Origin of the sequence: Chitinophaga sp. H8 (genome assembly GCF_040567655.1) — a bacterium.
GTDB lineage: Bacteria > Bacteroidota > Bacteroidia > Chitinophagales > Chitinophagaceae > Chitinophaga > Chitinophaga defluvii.
This window is the reverse complement of record NZ_JBEXAC010000002.1, coordinates 133101-151845: the sequence shown is the minus strand read 5'-3', so window position 1 is coordinate 151845 and position 18745 is coordinate 133101. Positions and strand designations below refer to the sequence as shown.

The window sequence follows — 18745 nt, the reverse complement described above, 5'->3', positions numbered from 1 at the left end:
GTAACGCATATGAAACGTATTATCTTATCAGTTTTTTTAATGGCGGGCATGTTTACGGCCACCTATGCACAAAGTGCACAATACAATGACGCTATGACCAAAGAAGTGGCCACACTGGATAGCAGCAGTACTTTTAATCCGGCTGCATTATTACAGAAGGCAAATACTTTTGAGCGTATTGCAGCGGCAGAGCAAAGCCAATGGCTACCTTATTATTATGCGGGATATTGCCAGGTGATGCAAGCCTTTATGCAGCAGGATAAAAGCAAGGTGGATGAGATCGTAGACAAGGCAGAACTGAATGCTGATAAAGCGGAGTCATTGAGCACTGATAATGCAGAAATACTGTGTCTGAAGTCATTGATTGCTTCAGCCCGCATAGGTGTAGATCCGATGAACCGTGGGATGAAATACGGAATGGAATCAGGCGCGTTGCTTACAAAGGCTAAAAAGATTAACCCGGAAAACCCAAGAATCTATATGCTGGAGGGGCAAGCTTTGTTATATACTCCTGAACAGTTTGGGGGTAGTAAAGCCAGGGCAAAAGAAACTTTTGAAGTAGCCTTACAGAAGTTTGCCGCATTTAAACCGGAAAGCAACATTGCACCACATTGGGGAGAGCCTTATACCAGGCAGTTGCTGGATTTATCCAAAAAGTAAGCAGCGACATTTCCGGCTGGCAGTATTAAGATACCGGTTGTTATGCTGTTGTAAAAAATATTGCCAGCCGGATTTCCAGCTGGCAATTAAACGAGATGGTGATATCAGCAGGCCGCTTAAACAGCGCCCTTTTCTGATATCAGTTCTATCTTTTTAAGAGGATTAGCGGTGTTGCTGGCGTAGGTAGCACGTTTTTCCAGTATTTCCAGGCATGAAAATATAGATTGGCGGAAGCTATCCGGACTAGCCAGGTTTTTGCCGGCAATATCAAAGGCGGTACCATGGTCGGGAGAAGTCCGAACAATGCTCAGGCCAGCTGTATAGTTGATTCCCTCGCCGGTAGCCAGTGATTTAAAAGGGATGAGGCCCTGATCGTGGTACATGGCCAGTACCCCATCAAATTGGGTATACATTTGACGGGCAAAGAAAGCATCTGCGCTATAAGGGCCAAAGCATAATATACCATTGCCCTTGGCATGTTTGATAGCCGGTGCAATATGCTGTATTTCTTCCTTACCTATCAGGCCTTCATCACCTGCATGCGGATTGAGTCCTAACACAGCGATACGTGGTTTGTCAATACCAAAATCCTTTATCAGGCTGTCTTTCATGAGTTGCAGCTTGCTCAGTATGTTTTCTTTGGTAACATATTGCGCCACTTCTGCCACAGGCACGTGTTCCGTAAGCAGACCCACCCGCATGTTTTCGGCAGTCATGAACATGAGGACATCCTTTGCACCGAAAGCATCTTTCAGGTAAGGAGTATGACCGGTATAGTTGAAATTGGCGCTTTGGATATTGTTTTTATGAATGGGAGCGGTAACCAGGCCCTGGATATAACCATCTTTCAGGCATTGAATAGCCACTGACAGTGCGCGGGCAGCATATTTTCCTCCCGTTTCATTCAGTACCCCCGGTGTAATCTGTACTTCTTCTTCCCAGCAGTTAAACACACTGATCTGCTTATGATTGATACGGGAGAAGTCTTTTATACTCTGGTAGTTGAAATTATTTTCATTCATCAGCTTCCGGTAGAAGTTGATGGTTTTGTTAGATGCAAAAATGACTGGGGTACAAAACTCCAGCATCCTGGTATCTACAAAGGTTTTAATAATTATTTCTGTTCCAATACTGTTCAGATCACCTACAGTGATGCCTATCACAGGCTTGTTGGTATTTGTAATGTTAGTCATGCGATGCCTTGATAAGGAACAAATATACGAAATAGCTGTTAGCCTTTAGCTATTAGCTTTTAGCAGCTTATACAAGACTGCCAGGCGTATAGAAGCATTAACGGACCTAAAACGGCTGGAAACCATAGTTTATCAACCTCTTATTTTGTCAGTTAATTGCCCAAAGCTAATAGCTAAAGGCTAACAGCTTTTCTGTAACTTTGCCCTCCGAATCATGAAGTATACACTTAAGAAATCACTGGGGCAGCATTTTCTGAAAGACGAGCATATCTGCCGGGAAATAGTAGGGGCTTTGCCTGTAAGTGCCGGACAGCAAGTGCTGGAAGTAGGGCCGGGAGCAGGTGCTATCACCAAATACCTGTTGCAGATACCTGATATACAGTTCAAAGCGATAGAGCTGGATGCAGAAAAGATAGCTTACCTGGAAGGCACCTTTCCGGCTATCAAAGGCAAGCTGATCCATGAAAGTTTCCTGGATGCCGCTAAACCATTTGCCGGGCAGTTCGATATCATCGGCAATTTCCCTTATAATATCTCTACCCAGATTATGTTCCGGGTATTGGACTGGAAAGAGCAGGTGCCGGTAGTGGTTGGGATGTTTCAGAAAGAGGTAGCCCAGCGTATTGCTTCCGGGCATGGCAACAAGGACTATGGTATCCTGAGTGTATTCATGCAAACCTATTATAAGGTGGAGTACCTGTTTGAAGTACATGAAAACAGCTTCAATCCCCCTCCTAAGGTGAAATCAGCTGTTATCCGGCTTACCCGCCTGGAGCATCCTCCGGAAGTAGCCAGTGAGCGGAAGTTCTATGTGCTGGTAAAAGCAGCCTTTAGCCAACGGCGCAAGCAATTGCGTAATCCACTGAAACATTTATTTGATAAAGCTTATTTGCAGGACCCCATTTTTACAAAACGGGCAGAGCAATTAAGCGTAGCCGATTTTGTAGCATTATCCCATAAGATGATATGAGCAGGAAAGTTTTAATCACCGCCAAAGTACATCCTTATTTAACAGACAAACTGAAGGATCATGGATATGAGGTTATTTATCAGCCCAGTATTACCTATGAGGAAGTGTATGCTTCCATCAAGGAGTGTGTGGGATTGATTGTAACCACCCGTATCCGTATAGATAAAAGCATTATAGACCATGCGGGGGAATTGCAGTGGATAGGCCGGTTAGGGTCGGGGATGGAGCTGATAGATGTGCCATATGCAGAGAGTAAGGGGATACATTGCGCCAGTAGCCCGGAAGGCAATTGTGATGCGGTGGGAGAGCAGGCTTTGGGAATGCTGCTGTGTCTGATGAATAATCTGCTGAAAAGCAACCTGGAGCTGCGGCAGGGAATCTGGGAGCGTGATGGCAACCGGGGATTTGAGCTGAATGGTAAAACGGTAGGTATTATCGGGTATGGTCATACCGGTAGTGCATTTGCCCATAAGCTGAAGGGGTTTGATGTGAATATACTGGCTTATGACAAGTATAAATCCGGATTCAGTACCGCTGAGGTAGAGCAGGCCAGCCTGGAGCAGATCTATGCGGAGGCAGATGTGGTAAGCACGCATTTGCCGCTGACTGCAGAAACACATCACCTGGCTAATGCCGCCTTTTTTAACGCCTTTGCCAAGCCGGTGTGGTTTATCAACACTTCCAGGGGGAAGGTGGTTCACACTGCCGACCTGATAGCGGCTTTGGAAGCAGGCACTGTAAGGGGAGCCTGCCTGGATGTACTGGAGAATGAAAAGCTGGATACCTATACTGCAATAGAAAAGCAACAGTTTGATTATCTGTTGCATGCAACTAATGTGATGCTGACGCCACACATTGCAGGGTATTCTCATGAAGCCAGTGTAAAGATGGCTAAGTTTGTATTAAAAAAACTAAACATACTTTAAAACCTGTTGTTGCCTGAACCGCAGCTAACAGGACGTTTTTCCGGCGGATGGCCGCTATATTTGATTGCTTACTACATATATACAAAGTGTATTTAATTTTAATTTACAAATGTATATATGTGTGAGCTGGCGGCTTATTATTGCTGCTCTGTAAATAAAAATTTATTATATTTGCGTTAACACGATTTACAACGCTTCTGTGCAAATGGAGGCGTTGATTTTTTTTTATTATACTATTAAAACAGAGGTTATGTCTGGCATAAACTACGTTAAGAAAGAAACCCTTGAGCAAATGAGAAACGAGCTAACGCAGCTCAAAACAAAAGGGAGGTCAGAAATTGCAAAAGCAATTGCCGAAGCAAGAGAAAAAGGGGACTTAAAGGAAAATGCAGAATATGATGCCGCTAAGGAGGCGCAAGGCATGCACGAAGCAAGGATTGCCGTGCTGGAAAATGCTATTGCCACTGCACGTATAGTAGAAGCGGATTCTATAGATACTTCCAAGGTATCCATATTGTGTAAGGTAACGATTACCAATATGGCTAATAAAAAGACGTTTACTTATCAGATCGTGTCAGAGCAGGAAGCTGATCTGAAAGCGGGTAAGATTTCCAGCACCTCACCGATAGGGAAGGGATTGCTTGGCAAGCAGATAGGGGAAGTTGCAGATGTACAGGCGCCTAATGGCACCCTGAAGTTTAAAATAGAAGATATTACTATATAGTGCTTTTCACGATATTTGCAGGGTCTGCGTTTGTGCGCAGGCCCTTTTTTTAGCTGTTAGCTATTGGCTGTTAGCCTTTAGCCACATACCGTAAAGCAGACGGTTGCGTGAAATGCTAACAGCTAATAGCTAACAGCTAAAAGCTTTAACTATGACCATCTTCACTAAAATTATCAAGGGCGAGATACCAAGTTACAAGATTGCAGAGAATGAGCATTTTTATGCTTTCCTGGATATTTTTCCTTTGGTGTTAGGGCATACCCTGATCGTGCCTAAAGTAGAGGTAGATAAGTTTTTCGATACACCCGATAATTACCTGGCGGAATGGCTGCTCTTTGCGAAACCTATAGCCAGGGCGCTGGAAGCTGCATTTCCCTGTAATCGTGTAGGCATCAGTGTCGTAGGATTGGAAGTCCCCCATGCGCATATGCACCTGATTCCTATCAATTCTATGGATGACATGAATTTCAGCCGTTCGAAGCTTAAATTATCGCCGGAAGAATTTACAGGGGTACAGGAAAAAATAATGACTATTTTGAAGGGATATTAAATCGGAAGCCAACGCCGTGCAACGTTTCCAGTTTTACGTCTGGTTCTGATTTGAAGTGTTTCCTGAGTTTGGTAATAAATACGTCCATGCTACGTCCCAGGAAGTAGTCATCCTTCCCCCATACATGGAACAGTATTTCATCCCGTTTGAGGGTTTTGTTGGGGTTATCACATAAGAATCGCAAGAGGTCGGCTTCTTTTTGTGTCAGGGCAATGGAAATGCTGTCGTTTTCATTTTTCAGGCGCAGGTCATTATAGTCAAAGGTAAGTCCTCCTATAGTATACACTTTCCCTTTTTCAGGAACAGGGGCCATGGTCCTTTTCAGGAATACTTCAATCCTCATCAGCAGTTCCTGCATGCTGTAAGGTTTGGTGATATAGTCATCTGCCCCGGTTTTAAAGCCGGTGATTTTGTCCTCATCCATAGATTTAGAGGTGAGGAACAGGATGGGAATCAGATCGTTTTTGTGGCGGATTTGCTGGGCCAGTGTAAAGCCGTCCTTTTTAGGCATTACTACGTCGAGTAAACAAATGTCAAAAGTGCGCAGCTGGAATTGCTCCCAGGCCACTTGTCCATCTATGCTATGTACTACTTCATAGCCTACCTCTTCCAGTTTTTTCTTTGTTACCGCGCCAATATGTTGATCATCTTCAACCAATAGGATTCGTGCTTTCATATCTTTTTGTGAGGATGATAAATCATAAAACTCTCTGTATGCCCGCGGTTAAGCGTTCTTGATGAACATTTTTCATAGTATAGCTTATTTCCCGGATCATAATACCAATAAGCTTAGTGGTATGGAGAATTTTAACCAAAGTAAATACAATTTCGCAATTAATGAAATAACCTTTTTATGATCAGAGCTGTTATCCATTGATCCTGCCAGGGTATTGCTGAAGGAACTGTTCCCAGCCTTTTGCCTTGGATTTACCCACCTTTCCATTTGCGGTGGAAGGTATGGTGGATAGACCAGACCCTTGAAAGAAGTGGCAAACTGCTACAGCCAGCGCATCGGATGCATCGAGGTAGTCAGGGCGTTCTGCTAATTGGAGAATGCGTTGCAGCATTAGCCAAACCTGTTCCTTATCTGCATTACCATTACCTGTAATAGACTGCTTTACTTTTTTCGGGGAATATTCTGCTACCGTCAAACCGGCCTGCATGGCAGTGGCAATGGCTACACCCTGGGCCCGGCCCAGCTTGAGCATACTTTGCACATTTTTGCCAAAAAAGGGAGCTTCAATAGCGCAACAGTCTGGTTTATACAGTTGTATCACATCATGAACACGGGCATGGATCAATTGTAACCGCTCATAATGATCCTTATGTTTCGACAATTTCACCACATTCATATCAATAATGCTCGCTCTCTTGCCCTCTACCTTTATAAGGCCATAGCCCATTACCAAGGTTCCTGGATCTATGCCGAGAATTATTTTTGAATTGTTTGCCAACCACGGTTTATTTTTGCCAAAATCTTGATGTCTGAACAAAAGTACCAAAATAATTCTCAATTACTTATTAGGGTCCGTGCTTTTTGCCTGGTTAGCCTGGTCGATATACTCACAACTGAAGCACCAACCTAACCTGCAATCGTCACTGGTACATATCATGGATACCCTGGAACAGAAAGGGTGGATAGCCATGGTATTGGTATTGCTCCTGATGTTTTGTAACTGGGGATTGGAAGCCCGTAAGTGGCAGAAACTGGTAAAACCCCTGGAAGACATCTCTTTCCTGCGATCATTCAGTGCCATCCTTTCCGGCGTATCCCTGTCTATCAATACCCCAAACCGTATAGGGGAGTACGGTGGCCGTATTCTGTACCTGAGCAACCGCAATAAATTAAAAGCTATTGCCGCTACCATTGTAGGTAGCTTCAGCCAGCTCATTGTCACTATTATCTTTGGGTTAATTGGTATGATTTACTATATCAATAACTTCCCACTGATAAAGGATGACGGCTATTTTGCCCCTAATTTCTGGGAAAAAATACTGGTAGGGGTCCTGATCTTTATTTGTCTGCTGACCATATTGTTATATTTTCGGTTGCAGATCATTGTAGCCATATTTGAGAAAATACCTTTCCTCCGTAAAGCGAAGGTATTTGTACAGATCATCCTCCGTTATTCTACCGGTGATCTGGAGAGTTTGTTACTGCTTTCGGCCATCAGATACCTGGTCTTCTCGGCACAGTATTTGATTTTGCTTGATGCATTCGGGCTGGAGTTTATCTGGTGGCAGGGATTACTGCTAAATAGCGTAATTTACCTCGTAATGGCACTGGTTCCTACGATTGCTATTGCCGAATTAGGATTGAGAGGAAAAGTGAGTATTTACTTTATGGGTCTGTTAAGTGCCAATACCGCCGCCATCGTTGCCGCTACAGTAGGCATATGGCTGATTAACCTGGTACTGCCGGCAGTTTTAGGAAGTGTGCTGTTGTTAGGGGTAAAAATTTTCAAGGAAAAATAGCTTCCATCAATGAGGTATGTTCTACTCTTACTTTTTGGGTTAACTGTTATCCCTCCAGTTAAAGCACAACAGCGTACTGACTTTTGCAGTATCAGAAATACCAGCTTTAATGCGGGAGAAAGTATCACGTTCAAGGTGTATTACAACCTCGGCAAGCTGTTTGTTGGTGCCGGAGAAGCTACGTTTAACTGCCAGCTGGAAAAGTTTGCCGGCAGGGATGTGTACCATGTCATCGGTGATGGAAAAACCTTCCGTACCTACGACTGGATCTTTAAAGTACGGGACAGGTATGAAAGCTTTATTGATACCGCTACGATGCAACCCCTTAAATTCCTGCGCAATGTAAATGAAGGGGGGTATAAAATCTATAATAATGTAGTGTTTAACCAGGCACAGCACCAGGCTACCAGTACCAATGGTACATTTTCGGTGCCCCCTTGTGTGCAGGATGTGATCAGTGCCATCTATTATGCCCGCAATATTGATTTCAGCAAATATAATCCGGGAGATAAAATCCCTTTTGCCATGTTCCTGGATGACCAGGTATATGATATCTATATCCGTTATATGGGGAAAGAGGAGGTCAGTACCCGTTTTGGAAAGTTCCGCGCTATTAAATTCAAACCCCTGCTGATTAAAGGAACCATTTTTGAAGGTGGGGAAAAAATGACCGTATGGGTAAGTGATGATGCTAACAAAGTGCCATTACGGGTGGATAGTCCCATTTCTGTAGGAAGCATAAAAGTAGATATGGTAGATTATAAAAACCTGCGGTACGACTTTACTTCGTTGCTGGATAAACGTTAACAGTCCTTCTCCAGGGCTACTGTGTGGATGATACCGGTTTAACAGACTTCCCCCTGAAAGCCACTGCTGTACACGATAATTTTTAACAAAACGTTGAAAAGACGACAGGGACTGCAACCGGCGGACTATTAAGCTGGAATCAGCAGCAAAACAAAGGCCTGACGCAACGTATACAGCGTACCTTGGCCTAAAATCCATTATATTTGTTATTAATCAAGCCATTATAACTATGGAAGAACGTAAACCAAACATATTGCTAGCCGAGGATGACACCAACCTGGGCATGGTACTGAAAAATTACCTGGAGCTGAATGACTATGAGGTAGAATTATGCAGGGATGGTATCCTGGCACTGGCAGCTTTCCGCCGGGCAAAATTTGATATCTGCCTGCTGGATATTATGATGCCCAACATGGACGGCTTTAAACTGGCGGAAGAGATCCGTGATGTAGACCCCGATATTCCCCTGTTTTTCCTGTCGGCCAAAACCATGAAGGAAGACATTATCCAGGGATACAAGCTGGGAGCAGACGATTATATTGCCAAACCATTTGACAGTGAACTGCTGTTACTTAAAATAAAAGCTATCCTGAAACGTAACCAGGAGCTGAACAATAAGGAAGAAGAACTGCATGAATTCCAGATAGGTAAATATGCTTTCAATTCCCGCCTGCGTACACTGGCCAGCGATGGAGAAACGACGCATACCCTCTCGCCCAAGGAGAATGAATTGCTCCATATGCTGTGCGAACACAAAAACGACCTGCTGCCAAGAGAACTGGCCCTTAAAAAGATATGGGGCAGTGATACTTACTTCAATGGCCGTAGTATGGACGTTTATATCGCCAAACTGCGTAAGTACCTGAAAGACGATCCTAATATCGAAATAGTAAATATCCACGGAAATGGATTCCGTTTGGTAGTAAAGGATTAGCTGTTAGCTTTTGGCTATTAGCTTTTAGCTTAATGCAGCGGATGTTATGTGTGGTAATATTGCTACACAACATGCCTTGTGCCATATTCTGTTTCATAGCTTCTTATGCTCTATCTATGCTCTAACTATGCTTTAACCATGCTTTAACTATGCTTCAAGCATAGGATAAGGTATGACCCGCAGCATTTTGCTCGCAGCTCTTCTTCGCTGCATTAAGCTAAAAGCTAACTGCTAACAGCTAATAGCTTTTTAAAAAAGCATATTCGGCCCGCCCCGATGAGGGGTTTTGCCCAGATGAGTATATGCTTTTTCAGTTACTTCACGGCCCCTGGGGGTTCTTTTGATAAATCCTTCCTGGATCAGGAATGGTTCATACACTTCTTCCAAGGTTCCCGGTTCTTCTCCTACGGCTGTAGCGATGGTGGTAATACCTACAGGACCTCCTTTAAAGTTTTCGATGATGACGTGGAGGATGCGGTTATCCATTTCGTCCAGGCCATATTCATCCACACTTAATGCTTTAAGGCTATGTTTGGCAATGTCCAGGTCAATGACGCCATTGCCTATTACCATGGCAAAATCACGTACCCGCCTTAACAAACCGTTGGCAATACGGGGAGTACCACGGGAGCGGCCGGCTATTTCCGTAGCTGCATCGGACGTGATCTTTGTTTGTAACAGCCCCGCTGCCCGCCAGATGATCTTTTGCAGGGTAGCGGTACTGTAATATTCCAGCCTGGACTTAATACCAAAACGGGAGAGGAGTGGCGCCGTCAGTAAACCTGAGCGGGTGGTAGCGCCTATCAGCGTAAACGGGTGCAGATTGATTTGTACAGAACGTGCATTAGGACCTGTATCTATCATGATATCTATCCGGTAATCTTCCATAGCAGAATACAGGTACTCTTCCACTACATTGCTGAGCCGGTGTATTTCATCAATAAATAATACATCCTTTTCCTCCAGGTTGGTAAGCAACCCCGCCAGATCTCCCGGCTTTTCAATTACCGGACCGGAGGTTTCCTTAATGTTTACGCCCAGTTCATTGGCCACAATACGGGACAACGTGGTTTTTCCCAACCCCGGAGGGCCATGAAAAAGCACATGATCCAGTGCCTCTCCCCGCATCTTAGCCGCCTTAATGAATATTTTCAGGTTGTCAATAATCTGGTCCTGCCCGGAGAAATCAAGGATCTCCCGGGGACGTATGCTGTTCTCAAATTCTTTTTCAGCGGCGCTGAGTCTGTTCTCGTCTGGTCGTAAATTTGGATTGGACATAGTAAATGCAAGTGCTCAAAAGTACATAATTATTCCCTGCCTGACAGTGTTCCCCATTTTATAAACTATCTGGAAAAATGTATATATTACCAGGTAATCTAACATCCCTTAATCTTATTGCGTATGCGCATGCTATGCCTGCTTGTTTTAACCACCCTGTTTGCTATACCCTGTTTTGCCCAATCCTATCAGTTCAACAATGGCGATACCTGGTATTGTAAAGTGTCCGGCAAGGTACAACATACTGCATTTTCACGCCAGGAGGACAGAACCTATAAGATAACGGTTACCAGCCGGCAAAAGACGGGTAATTATTTCCTGGACATTACATTACTGAACCTGCAAGTAACAGATGTACAGGGCGGACGCAAAACAATATTTGATACAGACAACCTGCATACATGGGAGTACAATGATTCCAGACTGTATGATAACCTGGCGCTGCTGCAGCAGGTAGTGCGGATCACTTTAAACAAGAACGGATCGCTACTTGAAATATGGAACCTGGATGCTCTGAAAATCAAAGGTGCGCGTAAATGGCACCTTTCAAAGAGCATGGAGGAGATCCTCGCATATAATATAGGCACGGGCTTGCAGGCCAGCCTGCAATCGCTTTTCCCACCATTACCCGTGCAACAGGAAACCGGCTTTTCCTGGCAGCAGGATAATATCACCTATACTGTTACAAAAGAAAACCCTGATAATATAAGCATACGGGGAAATGCGGTGCATAAAGGGATGACTACTTTTGCCAGTACACCACAGGCTGAACTGCGACCTTATGTTTCTTCAACAGAGATAAATTATGTTGCAGGGAAGCATATGAGCATGTTACAGCATTATCAAAGCAGCTTGGTTATGCGTAATGATACTGCCAGGGAAGAGAAAGGGAGGGCAGATAGTATGCGCTGGAATACCGTTATTACCGGGCAAACAGCGCCCTTGACAGCACCGGTACTGAACTGGGATTATATCAATACACTGATATATCTCAGCTATCAGAGCGATAGCCTGAAAGGTGCTGATGGAAGGGAAATGGACAGCGCCAAAATTGTCCGCTTTTTCCAGGTAAACGATCCGAAATATGCAGGAGACAGCACTTACCGGATGAGAAAGCTGGACAAGCTGAATAATATGCGGAGTCCTTACTTCAGAAAGTGGTACGACCAATTACTGGCAACTACACCTATAAACAGCCTTGCAGGAAGTTCCATGCATTTACATAATAAATTACAGGATGCACAGCACGAAAATAAGGATACTGCACTGGCCATTATGAAAGCATTGCATAACCAGGGAAGGCTGGTAGACTGGGTACATGATTCCTATGCCCAGGAGTTTGAAAAGAAAGATCATCCGATGGCAGATGCTATATTGCAATTGGCCATGAAAGAGAAAGACAGTCTGCTGCTGGCTACCCTGCGACCATTACACCTGTGGTCATTGGCACAGCAGGCCAATGGCGATAAAAAGCAGTTGCAGGCAGTAGCTGATGCATTTGCTGCATCCGGCAAAGCAGCGCTATGGTATGGGCGTTCCGGAAGGTACGCCATGTTAACCTGTCAACTGATGGAAAAGGCCGGCATGTCTGCTGCTGCCGCACGACTACTGGATCAGGAAATAACCAGGCTGAAAGCCGATCAGGCAGATACTACTGCTCAACGGTTACGAGATACCAGAATAATCAACAAACAACTACTGGCACATGCCTATAAACTGAAGTATGATCACGCATGGCCACAGGATAAGAAAGCCGCATTGGGCTACCTGGTACAGGCGGCTGCATATGCCCCACAGCACGAAGATGAAAAGGCATATGCCAGCTTTTATGACCGTGCGGTGCTGGGGGCTAAGGAAGATTACCGGGAAGACCTGGCCTCCGCATTGACAGATTATGGGAATCCGGAAGAAGCCTTGCAGGTAATGACTGCCCAGTTACAAACAGCTCCCTTGCGGATTAAAGATGTGGCGGCTTTTTTCCGGCAGCATTTTCCCAATAAATCATTTAATGACTACCTGCACAAAGTGATATTAAAAGGCTGGGCCACTGCACCGGATTTTGCATTAAAGAATCTGGAAGATAAGCAGGTACGGTTGGCTGATTATAAAGGCAAATGGTTACTGATAGATTTCTGGGGTACCTGGTGTAGCCCCTGCAGGGCAGAAATGCCGGAAGTCAATGCATTAGCCAAAGATATTGCTGACGGGAAATATTCTAATACTGCTTTCCTGAGTATTGCCTGTCATGATGAGCAAAACACTGTCCGGCAATTTATGGAAGCTCATCATTACACAATGCCGGTACTGTTATCAGATAATAAAGTACAGGGCAATTATAAGATCAACGGATACCCCACAAAAGTTTTAATTTCGCCGGAAGGTAAAATGGTACCTGTTGCCTTTGGCCAGGATTATAAAGCCATATTGGAAAGCTTCGCAACGATTGCGGAAGATCCGGTGGCTGGCAAAGCCATGAAGACACAGGTGAAAACAACAAATAACTAATAAGTCTATAACACCAACCAACTATGAGGCGCACACGATGTTTACTCGGACTGGCCATATGCCTGGCATATAGCTCCGCAGATGCACAAAACATTAAGAAAGAAACCGTAACCAGGATCATCAGCACACTGGCGGCAGATGATATGGAAGGCCGTAAAACATTTGAACCAGGTATTGAAAAAGCTGCCCGGTTTGTGGAAGCCGAATTTAAGAAGGCCGGCTTACAACCTTTGCCCGAAGCGAAAGATTTCCGGCAATCCTTTACGATGTTTGGATTAACACCGGCGAGTATACAACTTACTATAAATGGTGCAGTGGTAACCCGCCCATTGATTATTAAAGGTACTGCCAAAAGCATTGACTGGAACCAGGACAGCCGGGTGGAAATTACTGCTGCTGCCAGCCAGGCCGACCTTTTTAGTGTATTAAGAAGAGCACGTAAAATAGAACGCAGTGAAGTAGTGTGGGTAGATGCCTCACAAAAAGAATTGTTTAATCAAATATCCGAACACCGCCAGTATGCCAACAGTGAGGCGGAAGCAACGCAGGGGGATAGTACTAAAAGCATCGTGTTTGTATTAAAAGAAGAAGGAGATACAGCTATTCATAACTGGCAGCTGTCAGTAACACAGGAACTGAAATCATATGCCCTTAGTAATATTGTTGGAGTTATTCCTGGCAAAAGCAAAGCATCAGAATATGTGATATTCTCCGGGCATTATGATCACCTGGGTATTATGGAACCAATGGAGCAGGACAGTATCGCTAATGGTGCAGATGATGATGCATCGGGTGTTACAGCGGTAATTATGCTGGCAGATTATTTCAAAAAGCGGAAGCCTGCACCGGCACGTACGCTTGTATTTGTAGCCTTTACCGCAGAAGAAATTGGCGGTTATGGTTCACAGTATTTTTCACGCCAATTGGACCCCGCCAGTATTGTAGCCATGTTTAATATAGAAATGATAGGGAAGGAATCTAAATTTGGGAAAAACAGTGCGTTCATTACCGGGTTTGAGCGGTCTGACTTTGGTAAAATACTGCAACGTAATTTAGTAGGATCTGATTTCAACTTCCATCCGGACCCTTATCCGGAGCAGCAATTGTTTTACCGCTCTGACAATGCCACGCTGGCCAAGCTGGGGGTACCTGCACATACCATTTCTACTACACAAATAGATAAAGATGAGCTATATCATAGTGTAAAAGATGAGATAGCCAGCCTGGATATGGAGAATATCACCCGTATTATTAAGGCCATTGCAGTAAGTGCAAGATCTATTGTAGATGGAAAGGATACGCCCGAAAGATTAGGCCCCGTAAGTGAACGGGGAGAATAAAAAAAGGAACGGCTCTCTATCAGGGAGCCGCTCCTTTTTTAAGGGTCGTATGATTACAATACTTCTATTTCACTATACAAAGAGAAGTGGTCAGAAGCATATCTGCCTTTCCATGTTTCAGAGATAGTTGCATGTTTTTTTACCTTGAATTTTCCTTTCAGGAAGATATAGTCAATAGGCCGGTCGTCCCGTTCTGCAAAATGCCAGGCGTTGAAAGTACCTGTAGGGCCATAATGCGGCATCTGGCTGATAGCTTTGCTATCTGTAAAATGCAAGGGATCATTTGCATTCATGACTACCTGGATCGGTTCGTCATCCGGAGTAGCGTTAAAGTCGCCGGTAATGATAGCAGGTATTTTACCAGCGATGGTATGTACTTGCTGTAATAAGAATTTTGCACTTTCCCGGCGGGCAATTTTGCCGATGTGGTCAAAGTGGGTATTAAAATGGAAGAATATTTTTTTGGTTTTCCGGTCTTTAAATTTACCATAGGTTACCACACGGGTAATCGCAGCATCCCATCCCTTACTGCCGGGTACATCCGGTGTTTCAGAAAGCCAGAACGTTTTGCTGTCAAGCAGCTGTAAACGGGTGGTATCATAGAAGATAGCGGAAAACTCGCCTGCATTTTTACCATCATCACGTCCGCCTCCAATGTATTTATATTGTGGTAATCTTTCTTTCAGGTCGGTCATTTGTTCGTATAGTGCTTCCTGAACGCCCAGCAGATGAGCTTCATGAAATAATACCTGGCTGGCCACCTTATCTTTCCGGTGAGGCCATGCATTCAGACTGTCATGTGGTGTATTCATCCGGATATTAAAGGTCATCACATGCAAGGGTGTTTGCGCCATTAGCACGCCATTCATAAAAAACAATATACACAGCAACAATAACTTTCTCATACAAATACGGGTTTAATATAATTACGTAGATCAATTACAGATTGCAAAGTACAAATGATCACACAGGAATTAAAGTTACCATGTCATTATTTGATGACTGGTAGCTGGCATTGTTATGGTGTTGGCGTAGTATGTAGCCTTACAGTCCTCCTATGTATTGGTTCATTTGCAGGATAACATCGGGATCGGGAGAGTTTTGCAGGTATTTTTCTCTTTCGCTGTAGCGGCATACCCCTGGAAAATCACCCCGGTTGCCATAAAGGTCTTTGATAATCTGGAAGTGGAGATGTGGCGGCCAGTGCCCATTTTCGGCAGGTTGTCCAAAATGGGCCAGGAGCTGCCCGGCTGCTACCGGCATGTTTTCATACAATCCCTGAAGATTGGCCAGTCCCAGGTGTCCATATAAAGTATAGAAGGTATATCCATCGAGCACATGCTGGAGAATGATGGTAGCCCCATAGTCACCCAGGCGGTCGTTGAACCGGTAGCTGTGTATATGTCCGTTCATCGGCGCATACACCGGCGTGCCTGCGGCTCCCCATACGTCAATGCCTAAATGTAAGCGGCGGGGTTCTTCTCCGGCATCAAAATGCGGGCTGATCGCATAAATAGTACGGTGTTCGCCATATCCGCCAATGCCGAGCCGGCAGCCGGATTGCTGCAACTGTGTAGTAACGTATCTGCAAAATTTGTCCGTATCAGCAAGAATGGTTTTAGTGAGGGTAGTGTTGCCACTGGTGAAGTCCATCAGCAATAAACGCTCCAGGCCGGGCGTGATTTCTACTACCTGTTTAAACCCTGGTTGATATTTTTGTAAGATCTCCTGTAGCATATTGCCATATTGTTAGCACGCTATGAAATAACTTAACAATATACGTTTTCTCTCTTAGAATTTTATATCCGGATGAGATACTTTACAGCCGGAAGAAAATATTCTTTCCGGTAGTCAATTGATCCCGTAAATTGTGAATGAAACCAAATTACCGGCGCCGGTGCATTTTCCAGTTACGTTGCCCATATTTTCATTACAGGTACCCCTGCATGCCATCCTGGAATCTTTAGGGATGTTTGTCGGGTTCCGGTATTTCCTGTACCTGCGTAAAAGGCAGGGAGATCTTATCCCACAGGAAAACCGCATTTGGGTGATCATAGGGGCCATCTTTGGGGCCTTGTTGGGCAGCCGGTTGTTAGGTGCTCTGGAAAATCCGCTGGACATTATGCAGGTCCCGAATATCCTGTTGTACGTTTACCAGAGTAAAACAATAGTAGGTGGTTTGCTGGGAGGACTGGCAGGTGTGGAGCTGATGAAGTGGGGGATAGGAGAACGGCATTCTTCCGGGGATTTGTTTACCAGGCCATTGATACTGGCCATGATTATCGGGCGCATCGGTTGTTTCAGTATGGGGGTACATGAAGAAACCTATGGAGTGGCTACCAGCTTGCCCTGGGGAATGCATCTGGGGGATGAGGTATTACGGCATCCCGTAGCATTGTATGAAATTGTTTTCCTGGTATTGCTATGGATAGGGCTCAACTGGTTGCGCAAAAGGTATACGCTGGTATCCGGTGCGCAGTTTAAAATATTGATGATTGCTTATCTGCTGTTCCGGTTTTTGCTGGATTATATCAAACCCGGCTACCGGTACCTGCTGGGCATGGGATCTATACAATTGGCCTGTCTGGCAGGATTGCTTTATTATTCACCTTCCATTTTTTACCCAACCCGTTTAATTAAAAAGGAATATGCCTGAAAAAAAATACACTTACTACGACTTTACGGTAAGCATCTGTAGTACCTGCCTGCGCAGGGTAGATGCAAAAGTTATTTTTGAAGATGAAAAGGTGTATATGATCAAACACTGTGCACATCATGGCACAGAAAAAGTATTGATTGCTACGGACATTGCCTATTACAAAAACACGCGTAATTATAACAAACCCTCAGAGGCACCATTAAAAACCAATACACGCACGCATTATGGTTGCCCTTATGATTGCGGGCTTTGCCAGGATCATGAGCAGCATTCCTGCCTGAGTGTGATCGAAGTAACGGATCGTTGTAATCTTACCTGCCCTACCTGTTATGCGATGTCCTCCCCACATTACGGAGAGCACCGTACGCTGGAAGAGATAGAACGGATGCTGGATATTATTGTGGAGAACGAAGGGATTCCGGATGTGGTACAGATCAGCGGAGGAGAGCCTACGATACATCCGCAGTTTTTTGAAATCCTGGATATTGCCAAAACAAAGCCTATCCGGCATATTATGGTAAACACCAACGGCATCCGTATTGCAAAGGATAAAGCATTTGTGGAGCGGCTGGCCTCCTATATGCCCGACTTTGAGATCTACCTGCAGTTTGATTCCTTTAAACCGGAGGCACTGGAAAGAATGCGGGGAAAGGATATGACAGCTATCCGTAAGCAGGCACTGGCTCACCTGAATGAGTTTAACCTGAGTACTACGCTGGTAGTGACACTTCAGAAAGGCGTGAATGATGATGAGCTGGGAGCTGTCATTGATTATGCCTTGCAGCAGCGGTGTGTGCGGGGTGTTACTTTCCAACCCACACAAATTGCCGGCCGGGTGGATGACTTTAATCCGGCTACCGACAGGATCACCCTTACAGAAGTGCGGCAAAGGATCCTGGCACAATCACCGGTTTTTAATGAAAATGATCTGATACCGGTACCTTGTAATCCGGATGCATTGGCGATGGCGTATGCTTTAAAGATAGACGGACAGGTATTTCCACTTACCCGTTATGTAGATCCTGCTGTGCTGTTAAACAATTCAAAAAACACGATTGTATACGAGCAGGATGAAAACCTGCACCGGCATATTCTCAAAATATTCAGTACCGGTATCTCTACTGACGCAGCAGTAAATGATATGCAGTCATTGTTGTGTTGTTTGCCACAGGTACAGGCGCCGGGACTCGATTACAACAATCTGTTCCGGATAGTGATCATGCGGTTTATAGATGCGTATGATTTTGATGTGCGGGCTATCAAAAAATCCTGCGTACATATTGTACATAAAGATGGCCGTATCATTCCTTTTGAAACGATGAACCTGTTTTACCGGGATGATAAGGAAAACTATCTGAAGGAACTGCAAAAAGAGCGGGAACATCCTGTAATCACCACTAATACACTGTAGTTATGAGCGAGTTCTTTAAACTGGTATTGTATACTACTCTATTTCCGGGTATCCCATTGTTATTGCTGACCATTTCAAGTGATGAGGGAATTCTGATGGCCGGCATCTTTGCAATGGTAGTAGTAGCTGTGTATGTATTGGCAGCTATTGTGCTTATGATCATGGGAAAAACGCAATGGGGAAAGGTATTGTTCTTATCAGCAGGTATTATTTTGCTGGTAGGGTTATCTACCTGTGGTATTATTCTGGCCAACCTTAACCTGGGAGGAATGCATTAATATAGCAGTATAAAAAAAGCAGGGAATACAATGGT

Annotated in this window: 19 protein-coding genes; 13 read left to right on the top strand and 6 right to left on the bottom strand. The window is 44.5% G+C overall.

Annotation, left to right across the window (positions count from 1 at the left end; genetic code table 11):
* Positions 1–9: 9 nt before the first annotated feature.
* Positions 10–660 carry a hypothetical protein gene (locus ABR189_RS14370; protein ID WP_354661209.1) on the top strand — a complete coding sequence of 217 codons (651 nt, stop codon included), beginning with the start codon at positions 10–12 and terminating at the stop codon, positions 658–660.
* A gap of 116 nt (positions 661–776) precedes the next feature.
* Here ABR189_RS14370 and pdxA read toward each other — a convergent pair whose 3' ends face one another.
* Positions 777–1853, bottom strand: a complete 1077-nt coding sequence (gene pdxA, locus ABR189_RS14365; protein WP_354661208.1) for a 4-hydroxythreonine-4-phosphate dehydrogenase PdxA — start codon at positions 1851–1853, stop codon at positions 777–779.
* A 214-nt stretch (positions 1854–2067) separates the two neighbouring features.
* On the opposite strand from pdxA, the gene rsmA reads away from it, so the two are divergent.
* The 4 genes from rsmA to ABR189_RS14345 all read left to right on the top strand — a co-directional run bounded on the left by rsmA (position 2068) and on the right by ABR189_RS14345 (position 5023).
* Complete coding sequence (gene rsmA, locus ABR189_RS14360; protein WP_354661207.1) at positions 2068–2823, top strand: 16S rRNA (adenine(1518)-N(6)/adenine(1519)-N(6))-dimethyltransferase RsmA; 756 nt, start codon at positions 2068–2070, stop codon at positions 2821–2823.
* Positions 2820–3749 (top strand): NAD(P)-dependent oxidoreductase, encoded by a 930-nt coding sequence (locus ABR189_RS14355; RefSeq protein WP_354661206.1) that lies wholly within the window; start codon positions 2820–2822, stop codon positions 3747–3749. The genes rsmA and ABR189_RS14355 overlap by 4 nt, the downstream gene beginning before the upstream one ends.
* A gap of 205 nt (positions 3750–3954) precedes the next feature.
* Complete coding sequence (greA, locus tag ABR189_RS14350) at positions 3955–4473, top strand: transcription elongation factor GreA (protein ID WP_354661205.1); 519 nt, start codon at positions 3955–3957, stop codon at positions 4471–4473.
* Positions 4474–4624: 151 nt separating this feature from the next.
* Positions 4625–5023 carry an HIT family protein gene (locus ABR189_RS14345; RefSeq protein WP_354661204.1) on the top strand — a complete coding sequence of 133 codons (399 nt, stop codon included), beginning with the start codon at positions 4625–4627 and terminating at the stop codon, positions 5021–5023.
* Here the strand turns inward: ABR189_RS14345 and ABR189_RS14340 are convergent.
* Together ABR189_RS14340 and ruvC are read right to left on the bottom strand one after the other, a co-directional pair.
* Positions 5004–5699, bottom strand: coding sequence for a response regulator transcription factor (locus ABR189_RS14340; RefSeq protein WP_354661203.1), 696 nt, complete (start codon positions 5697–5699; stop codon positions 5004–5006). The two genes, ABR189_RS14345 and ABR189_RS14340, sit on opposite strands and share 20 nt — an antisense overlap.
* Positions 5700–5889: 190 nt before the next feature.
* A complete protein-coding gene (ruvC, locus tag ABR189_RS14335; protein WP_354661202.1) occupies positions 5890–6477 on the bottom strand; it encodes a crossover junction endodeoxyribonuclease RuvC in 588 nt (195 codons plus the stop codon).
* A 76-nt stretch (positions 6478–6553) separates the two neighbouring features.
* Between ruvC and ABR189_RS14330 the strand changes: the two genes are divergently transcribed.
* The 3 genes from ABR189_RS14330 to ABR189_RS14320 all read left to right on the top strand — a co-directional run bounded on the left by ABR189_RS14330 (position 6554) and on the right by ABR189_RS14320 (position 9239).
* Positions 6554–7498: a lysylphosphatidylglycerol synthase transmembrane domain-containing protein gene (locus ABR189_RS14330; protein ID WP_354661201.1), complete on the top strand. Its 945-nt coding sequence runs from the start codon at positions 6554–6556 to the stop codon at positions 7496–7498.
* A gap of 9 nt (positions 7499–7507) precedes the next feature.
* Positions 7508–8305 (top strand): DUF3108 domain-containing protein, encoded by a 798-nt coding sequence (locus tag ABR189_RS14325; protein ID WP_354661200.1) that lies wholly within the window; start codon positions 7508–7510, stop codon positions 8303–8305.
* A 229-nt stretch (positions 8306–8534) separates the two neighbouring features.
* Positions 8535–9239 (top strand): response regulator transcription factor, encoded by a 705-nt coding sequence (locus ABR189_RS14320; RefSeq protein WP_354661199.1) that lies wholly within the window; start codon positions 8535–8537, stop codon positions 9237–9239.
* A 249-nt stretch (positions 9240–9488) separates the two neighbouring features.
* Here the strand turns inward: ABR189_RS14320 and ruvB are convergent, their stop codons facing one another.
* Positions 9489–10517: a Holliday junction branch migration DNA helicase RuvB gene (gene ruvB / locus ABR189_RS14315; RefSeq protein ID WP_354661198.1), complete on the bottom strand. Its 1029-nt coding sequence runs from the start codon at positions 10515–10517 to the stop codon at positions 9489–9491.
* A 123-nt stretch (positions 10518–10640) separates the two neighbouring features.
* Between ruvB and ABR189_RS14310 the strand changes: the two genes are divergently transcribed.
* Positions 10641–13022 (top strand): TlpA family protein disulfide reductase, encoded by a 2382-nt coding sequence (locus ABR189_RS14310; RefSeq protein ID WP_354661197.1) that lies wholly within the window; start codon positions 10641–10643, stop codon positions 13020–13022.
* 23 nt (positions 13023–13045) lie between these two features.
* A complete protein-coding gene (locus ABR189_RS14305) occupies positions 13046–14362 on the top strand; it encodes a M28 family metallopeptidase (protein WP_354661196.1) in 1317 nt (438 codons plus the stop codon).
* A 53-nt stretch (positions 14363–14415) separates the two neighbouring features.
* Here the strand turns inward: ABR189_RS14305 and ABR189_RS14300 are convergent, their stop codons facing one another.
* Positions 14416–15267, bottom strand: coding sequence for an endonuclease/exonuclease/phosphatase family protein (locus ABR189_RS14300; protein WP_354661195.1), 852 nt, complete (start codon positions 15265–15267; stop codon positions 14416–14418).
* 139 nt (positions 15268–15406) lie between these two features.
* A complete protein-coding gene (locus tag ABR189_RS14295) occupies positions 15407–16099 on the bottom strand; it encodes a peptidoglycan DD-metalloendopeptidase family protein (RefSeq protein WP_354661194.1) in 693 nt (230 codons plus the stop codon).
* Positions 16100–16232: 133 nt separating this feature from the next.
* On the opposite strand from ABR189_RS14295, the gene ABR189_RS14290 reads away from it, so the two are divergent.
* The 3 genes from ABR189_RS14290 to ABR189_RS14280 are packed head-to-tail and all read left to right on the top strand — an operon-like array spanning position 16233 to position 18710.
* The gene (locus ABR189_RS14290; RefSeq protein WP_354661193.1) at positions 16233–17018 is read left to right on the top strand and encodes a prolipoprotein diacylglyceryl transferase; all 786 of its coding nucleotides are present in this window, start codon (positions 16233–16235) and stop codon (positions 17016–17018) included.
* Positions 17011–18432, top strand: coding sequence for a radical SAM protein (locus ABR189_RS14285; RefSeq protein WP_354661192.1), 1422 nt, complete (start codon positions 17011–17013; stop codon positions 18430–18432). Before ABR189_RS14290 ends, ABR189_RS14285 begins: the two co-directional genes overlap by 8 nt.
* A 2-nt stretch (positions 18433–18434) precedes the next feature.
* Positions 18435–18710 (top strand): hypothetical protein, encoded by a 276-nt coding sequence (locus tag ABR189_RS14280; protein WP_354661191.1) that lies wholly within the window; start codon positions 18435–18437, stop codon positions 18708–18710.
* Positions 18711–18745 lie beyond the last annotated feature (35 nt).

Bases quoted from the DNA above. Each gene is read 5' to 3' on its own strand.
- ABR189_RS14280 (WP_354661191.1), top strand. From the start codon at position 18,435: ATGAGCGAGTTCTTTAAACTGGTATTGTATACTACTCTATTTCCGGGT.
- ABR189_RS14295 (WP_354661194.1), bottom strand. From the start codon at position 16,099: ATGCTACAGGAGATCTTACAAAAATATCAACCAGGGTTTAAACAGGTA.
- ABR189_RS14285 (WP_354661192.1), top strand. From the start codon at position 17,011: ATGCCTGAAAAAAAATACACTTACTACGACTTTACGGTAAGCATCTGT.
- pdxA (WP_354661208.1), bottom strand. From the start codon at position 1,853: ATGACTAACATTACAAATACCAACAAGCCTGTGATAGGCATCACTGTA.
- ABR189_RS14355 (WP_354661206.1), top strand. From the start codon at position 2,820: ATGAGCAGGAAAGTTTTAATCACCGCCAAAGTACATCCTTATTTAACA.
- ABR189_RS14320 (WP_354661199.1), top strand. From the start codon at position 8,535: ATGGAAGAACGTAAACCAAACATATTGCTAGCCGAGGATGACACCAAC.
- ABR189_RS14305 (WP_354661196.1), top strand. From the start codon at position 13,046: ATGAGGCGCACACGATGTTTACTCGGACTGGCCATATGCCTGGCATAT.
- ABR189_RS14325 (WP_354661200.1), top strand. From the start codon at position 7,508: ATGAGGTATGTTCTACTCTTACTTTTTGGGTTAACTGTTATCCCTCCA.
- greA (WP_354661205.1), top strand. From the start codon at position 3,955: ATGGAGGCGTTGATTTTTTTTTATTATACTATTAAAACAGAGGTTATG.
- ABR189_RS14345 (WP_354661204.1), top strand. From the start codon at position 4,625: ATGACCATCTTCACTAAAATTATCAAGGGCGAGATACCAAGTTACAAG.
- rsmA (WP_354661207.1), top strand. From the start codon at position 2,068: ATGAAGTATACACTTAAGAAATCACTGGGGCAGCATTTTCTGAAAGAC.
- ABR189_RS14300 (WP_354661195.1), bottom strand. From the start codon at position 15,267: ATGAGAAAGTTATTGTTGCTGTGTATATTGTTTTTTATGAATGGCGTG.
- ABR189_RS14370 (WP_354661209.1), top strand. From the start codon at position 10: ATGAAACGTATTATCTTATCAGTTTTTTTAATGGCGGGCATGTTTACG.
- ABR189_RS14310 (WP_354661197.1), top strand. From the start codon at position 10,641: ATGCGCATGCTATGCCTGCTTGTTTTAACCACCCTGTTTGCTATACCC.
- ruvB (WP_354661198.1), bottom strand. From the start codon at position 10,517: ATGTCCAATCCAAATTTACGACCAGACGAGAACAGACTCAGCGCCGCT.
- ABR189_RS14340 (WP_354661203.1), bottom strand. From the start codon at position 5,699: ATGAAAGCACGAATCCTATTGGTTGAAGATGATCAACATATTGGCGCG.